This window comes from Mycobacterium simiae (assembly GCF_008370645.1).
Taxonomy (GTDB): domain Bacteria; phylum Actinomycetota; class Actinomycetes; order Mycobacteriales; family Mycobacteriaceae; genus Mycobacterium; species Mycobacterium simiae_A.
The window spans coordinates 22,163-28,371 of record NZ_VTZN01000056.1; the positions used below are offsets into that span (position 1 = coordinate 22,163).

General features: G+C 66.9%; 6 protein-coding genes. 1 reads left to right on the forward strand and 5 read right to left on the reverse strand.

Translation table 11 applies throughout. The features are described from left to right. Positions 1–63 precede the first annotated feature (63 nt). A complete protein-coding gene (locus tag F0Q45_RS11315; RefSeq protein ID WP_149654044.1) occupies positions 64–1,056 on the forward strand; it encodes a stage II sporulation protein M in 993 nt (330 codons plus the stop codon). 38 nt (positions 1,057–1,094) lie between these two features. On the opposite strand, the gene F0Q45_RS11320 is transcribed toward F0Q45_RS11315, so the two are convergent. The 5 genes from F0Q45_RS11320 to F0Q45_RS11340 all read right to left on the reverse strand — a co-directional run. After that, positions 1,095–2,417 (reverse strand): DUF58 domain-containing protein, encoded by a 1,323-nt coding sequence (locus F0Q45_RS11320; RefSeq protein ID WP_149654045.1) that lies wholly within the window; start codon positions 2,415–2,417, stop codon positions 1,095–1,097. Further along, a complete protein-coding gene (locus F0Q45_RS11325) occupies positions 2,417–3,412 on the reverse strand; it encodes an AAA family ATPase (protein WP_149654046.1) in 996 nt (331 codons plus the stop codon). Before F0Q45_RS11325 ends, F0Q45_RS11320 begins: the two co-directional genes overlap by 1 nt. After that, positions 3,409–4,518 (reverse strand): DUF4350 domain-containing protein, encoded by a 1,110-nt coding sequence (locus tag F0Q45_RS11330; RefSeq protein ID WP_188112884.1) that lies wholly within the window; start codon positions 4,516–4,518, stop codon positions 3,409–3,411. The genes F0Q45_RS11325 and F0Q45_RS11330 overlap by 4 nt, the downstream gene beginning before the upstream one ends. Next, positions 4,515–5,165 (reverse strand): DUF4129 domain-containing protein, encoded by a 651-nt coding sequence (locus F0Q45_RS11335; protein ID WP_149654047.1) that lies wholly within the window; start codon positions 5,163–5,165, stop codon positions 4,515–4,517. The genes F0Q45_RS11330 and F0Q45_RS11335 overlap by 4 nt, the downstream gene beginning before the upstream one ends. A 24-nt stretch (positions 5,166–5,189) precedes the next feature. Then, on the reverse strand, positions 5,190–6,209 hold a 1,020-nt coding region (locus F0Q45_RS11340), incomplete at its 5' end, for a hypothetical protein (RefSeq protein ID WP_149654048.1).

Genomic DNA, 6,209 nt, shown 5'->3' on the forward strand with positions numbered 1-6,209 from the left:
CGGCTAGGATCGGCCACCGACACATCAGCCTTGCCAGGCGGCGGCTTGATATAGGAGAAACGAGTGGATGTCGACGCGTTCCTGCTGACCCACCGCGGTACCTGGGACCGGCTCGACCAGTTGGTGAAAAAGCGTCACTCGCTGACCGGCGCCGAGATCGACGAACTTGTGGAGCTGTATCAACGGGTCTCCACACATCTGTCGATGCTGCGCTCGTTCTCGTCGGATTCCGTGTTGGTCGGACGGCTGTCCAGTCTGGTGGCACGCGCACGGGCCGCGGTCACCGGGGCGCACGCGCCGCTGACCAGTACTTTCATTCGTTTCTGGACAGTATCCTTCCCGGTCGTCGCCTATCGGGCCTGGCGCTGGTGGTTGGCGACGGCGGTGGCGTTTTTTGCCGTGGTGGTGCTTATCGCGTTCTGGGTGGCTGGCAGTCCCGAAGTGCAGTCTTTCATCGGAACCCCCGCGGACATCCACGAACTGGTGAACCACGACGTTGAGTCGTATTACAGCGAGCATCCCGCCACGTCGTTCGCGCTGCAGGTGTGGGTGAACAACTCCTGGGTGGCCGCAAAGTGCATCGCAATGTCGGTTCTGTTGGGCGTGCCAATACCGCTGGTGCTCTTCGAGAACGCCGTCAACGTGGGCGTCATCGCTGGTCTGATGTTCCAGGCGGGCCGGGGCGGCCTGCTGCTGGGCCTGCTCATTCCGCACGGCCTGCTCGAGCTGACAGCGGTGTTTCTGGCCGGCGCAACAGGAATGCGACTGGGCTGGTCGGTGATCGCACCCGGCGACCGGCCGCGCGGGCACGCTCTGGCCGAGCAAGGCCGCGCCGTGGTGTCGGTCGCGGTAGGTCTGGTCGGTGTGTTGCTCATCGCCGGGCTGATCGAAGCGCTGGTAACGCCGTCGCCCTTGCCGACCATTGTCCGGATTGCCATCGGCATCATCACCGAGGCGGCCTTCTTGTCCTACATCGTGCACTTCGGCCGTCGGGCCGTGAAAGCTGGAGAGACCGGCGACATCGAGGACGCCCCCGACGTGGTGCCCACTAGCTGAGAGAGGGCGTCGCGAGGATTCCCAATCGCGGCGAAAAACTACAGCCGGCCGGTCGCTTTCATCGCCAGGTAACGATCCGCAAGGGCGGGAGCGATTTCCGTGGGCGCCGCGTCGACGACCTCCATTCCGCTGCGGCGCAGGCGCGACGCGATCGCACGCCGGTCGTTGCGGGCGCGTTCGGCGGCCGCCGCGTCGTACACCGCGGCCGCGTCGGACCGCCCAATGGCCAGTTGGTCGACGCGCGGGTCGGCGACTGCGGCCACCACCACCCGATGTTTGGCCGACAGCTGCGGTAGTATCGGTAGCAGGCCCTCGTCTAGAGCAGTGGCGTTAAGGTCGGTCAGCAGCACTACCAGTGACCGTCGGCGGGTGCGCCGCAATATAGTGGAAATCATTGCCCGCCAATCAGATTCGACCAACGCAGGTTGCAACGGGGCCATGGCATCGACCAGTTGGGCCAACAGCTCGGTGCGAGACGCGCCGAATACGGCTCCGCGGCTCGCCCGGTCATGAGCAAGAAAGTCGACATGGTCGCCGGCGCGTGACGCCAGGGCCGCCAACAGCAATGCTGCGTCCATCGACCAGTCCAGCCGCGGCCACCCGGCGGGATCGGCTGCGGTCGGGTCCACGCCTACTCGGCCCGCGGACATCCGCCCGGTGTCGAGCACCAGCACCACACGCCGGTCGCGTTCGGGCCGCCAGGTGCGGACCATCACGTCAGCCCGGCGCGCGGTGGCGCGCCAGTCGATGGAGCGGACGTCGTCGCCGACAACATATTCGCGCAGCGAGTCAAATTCAGTGCCCTGACCGCGGATCAGCGTCGGCAATAACCCGTCGATCTCGCGCAGTTTGGCCAGCCGCGACGGCAGGTGCTGGCGCGACAAAAACGGCGGCAGCACCCGGATTTGCCCCGGCACCGACTGCGAACTCTGCCGGCCCGCCAAGCCCAGCGGTCCGAATGATCGGGCCGTGACGACGGCTGCGCGTTGGTCGCCGCGGCGAACCGGGCGCAGCCGTGTGTCCAATTGCTGACGCTCTCCGGCCGCGAGGCTAACCCAACGGGTGCGCGGCTCGGCGCGCACGCTGGGCGGCCAGGCGTCGCGAACCCGGCCACGAAAGCGGCGGCGCCCTTCGTTGCTGATCAGCAGTCGGGAGTCCACCGGCTGGCCAAGCCGACACGAGCTGTCTGGCGATCGGGTGAAGCGCAACGCCCGGGTGTTGGCCGCCAGCGCGACGTCGATGCACACTGCCGTGGCCAGCACCGCCAGCGATGCCACGAAAACCCCTGCCGGCCAGGGGGAGACGGCTATCGGCAGGACGGCGATCAGCGCCAGCAGTCCGGTTCGCCCAGTGAGGATCACTAGCGAGGCACCGGGACCGTGGCCAGTATTCCGTCCAGCACGCCGTCGGGTGTGGCGCCTTCGAGCTCGGCTTCCGGGCGCAACATGATCCGGTGCCGCAGCGTCGGGCGGGCCATCGCCTTCACGTCGTCAGGAGTGACGTAGTGGCGCCCGGACAGCCACGCCCAGGATCGTGCGGTGCCCAGCAGCGCGGTCGCCCCGCGCGGCGATACGCCCAGCTGCAGCGCTGGCGACGAGCGGGTGGCTCCCACGATGTCAACGATGTAGCCCAGCACCTCGTCGCCGATCAGCACCTGGCGCACCGCCTCTCGCCCGGCGGCAAGTTCTGCCGGCCCCGCCGCTGGTTTGATGGCGGACAAATCGCGCGGATCGAAACCGTGCGCATGCCGGCCGAGGATCGCGATCTCGGAGTCGCGCGCCGGCAGCGTGACATTCAGCTTCAGCAGGAAACGGTCGAGTTGAGCTTCGGGCAGCTGATAGGTGCCCTCGTATTCGATCGGGTTTTGCGTCGCGGCGACGATGAACGGGTCCGGTAGCGGTTTGGGTTGACCTTCCACACTGACCTGACGCTCTTCCATCGCCTCCAGCAGCGCGGCCTGCGTCTTGGGTGGGGTCCGGTTGATCTCGTCGGCGAGCAACAAGTTGGTGAACACCGGGCCCGGCCGGAAGGCGAACTCGGCCGAATGCGCATCGTAGACCAGTGAGCCGGTGACATCGCCCGGCATCAGGTCGGGGGTGAACTGCACTCGTTTGAACTCCAGCTGCAGCGCGGCAGCCATGGCTCGGATCATCAGCGTTTTCGCTGTTCCCGGAACGCCTTCCAACAGCACGTGGCCGCGGCACAGCAGCGCGATCACCAAGCCGCTGATCACCCCGTCCTGTCCGACGACCGCCTTGGCGATCTCGGCGCGCAACCCCAGCAATGCCTCGCGTGCCGAATCCGCGAGCGGGGTCTGGGCGGGAGGGGCTTGCGGGGTGGACGGGGACTGTGTCACGAGTGGGTGACCTGCCTTTCGATATCGTCGAGCGCGCGGGCGAGGTGGAGTAGATCGTTGTCGGTGGTCGGGGGCGGCCCATACAAGTGGTACCGAATGAACTCCGGGTCGGCGCCACTGCGCCGGGATACGGTCGTCACCACCGCCGGTGGGTCCGTCCCGGGGCCGATACCGAGCCGGGGCAGCAGCCGTTGCAGTGTCGCAGTCCGCAGTGCGTCGGCGGCGCGGTCGCGGGCTCGGCGCGACCGATACAGCCGGCCGCGGCCTTCCACGGTCTCCGATGCCCGGACCACTACGGGCATCTCCTCGGCAACCAGTGGCCCCACCCGCCGGCCCTTCCACAGCGCCACCAGGATCACAACCAGCCACAGCTGCCAGGCGATCCAGGTCACGTTTTCCGGGATGAGGTCGAAAAGAGATCCTGGAGACGATGTTTCGCCCTCAGCGCGGTGCGGCGCGTACCAGACGACGCGAGGCCGATCACCCGCCAGGTTCATGGCCAGCGCGGCGTTGCCCTCTTCCAATAGCCCGCCGTTGGTCATGAAGTTGCTACTGCCCACCACCGTGACGGTGCGCCCGGCATCGCGGTAGCGGACCAACGCCCCGCCGTAGCAGCTGACCACCTCCAGGCTGCCCTTGGACTGGTAGGCGTCACTCGGACCGAAATGCACCCTTCCAGCCCGGTTAGCTTCGCGCAGCGCGCAATCCGGCATGTTGGCAAATTCTTCGGCCGCCCCGGTGCGCAGCTTCGGGGTCAGCGCCCTGCGGGTGCGTGCGGTGGGTTCTACCAGTAGGAGGTCGCCGGGAGCCTGCGCCAGCCGCTGCAGCGTTGAGTTGTCGGTTAGGTACTGAGTTTGTGCCACTAGCAGCAGGGAGTCGGCGCGGGCCGCGCCCTCAACGTCGGCAATGGTGTCGGCCACCACCACCTCGACTCCGCCCTCGCGCAGCAGCGTCGCCAGCGCGTGGGCACCCGAGGTGCTGGTGGCCTCGGGATCCATTGTGCCGCCGGGCCGTGGGGCCGTCAGGTAGGTGCCGATGGCGGCGACGAGGGTGATTGCGGCCAGCGTGAGCAAGATCCCGCGCCACGGCCGCCGGTGCCCCGTCACCGGACTTTAGCCCAAGTATCATGTGCGGCAGGGTGTTTAGCGCCCAACAAGGCGGGGGAGCGTGACCGCAAGTGGTTATCAAGCTCGGCGATCAATTGGTAGGCGGCTTCGGTTCCGGGCTGTTCGCCGTAGGTGACTTCGTTGAAAACTGTTGCGGCCCCGGCTAATTCGCTTGCCAGATGGGGCAGCGCTGCGCCCGCAGTGTCGGCGAGCTCGTTGGCAGTACGACCCGGAGCCGGATCGAGCACGCTGGTCTCTTCCAGCTCTCGAGCGACCGCGCGCAACCGGTGCCGGATCGCGGCAGACCAATTACCTTGAGCAGCAAAGGATTCCGCAGTCGCTCGATGCTGAGCTGCGGTGAGCTGGCCGGCCTCGAAAAGTTGGTAGTCGCCGCCGCGGCGGGTGCGGATGGTATTACGCGCGATGTGGACGCCGACGACCACAGCGAGCGTCAACAGGATCAGCAGCACGGTAACGGTGAACCACCCGCCTGGTATCGAGGATGCCTTCTCCAGCAGCCGGTACAGCAGTCCGTTGATCCAGTCGTTGAGCTGCTGTAACGGCGAATCTCTGGGGTAGATTGGTTTGTCGAGCTCACGCTGCGCGGCCTGGTGTGCGGCATCGCGGTCGATGTCGATGGAGGGCACCGTCAGTCTGTCCTCATTAGTCGGTCAGTAAGGCCGGGTGAGCCACAGGTTATCGGTGGAATCCACCGCGGCCGGCCCGCCGGCTGCCCCGGTCTGCAGCACCAGGTCGAAGGCCTCGGCGCGCATCCGGCGGTCGGTATACAACAGCACCACCACCCCGGCGGTGAACGGCTCGGTGATGATTTGGCTGATCGCCGAGCCGATGGCCGCCAGCGTCGTGGCGACGAGCAGCATGCCGGTCGAGCCGCTGGAGGCGGTGACGCCCAGCAGTACTTGGCTGACAATGCTGAAGGGTGCCGCGATCGCTCCACCCACCAAGCCCACCACCAGCACCGTCAGCAACCGGATCCCGAGCACCCGCCAGAACCCGCCATGAACCAGCCGAAACGATCGGGTGATCGCGTCGACTAACGGCAGTCGCTCCAACACGATGAGTACAGGTGCGAACATCAGCATGGTGTACAGGTAGGCCAGCAGCAGCCCGACCAATAGCAGTAGCGGAAAGCCCAGCAGGACCGCCGCCGCTCCGTTGGCAGCCGCGGCGACCCCGACCAGGATGACCACCACCAGCCCCACCAGGGCCGTCACCCCGGCCGCCTCGAGCAGTGCCAGGCCGATCAGTGCGAGTAGGCGCCCGCGGACCCGAGCCCACGCTTCACCGATGGTGATCGGAGACCCGAACACAGCGCGCCCGACCACAACGGTCAGTATTCCGCTGAGCAACATGCCGCCCAGCCAGGTGACCAGTGCACTCGCGGCCATCGAGCCCGTCCACGCCCCCAACACGCCCCAACTCAGCTCCGTCGAGGGGTGGGTGCCCAGCCGGCTCATAGCTGCCAATGGCCCGAGGGTGGCGAGCAAGGTGAACACCTGCATGACGACCACAACGATGGCGGTCAGTCCGAGCGTCGTCTTCGGATTGGTGCGAATGTAGCCGACGGCGCCGTTGTAAATATCGCTCAGGGTCAACGGCCGCAGCGGGATGATCCCGGGTTTGACTGCCCCGGGAACCAGTGGTGGGCCGTAACCCGGTGGTGGGCCGTA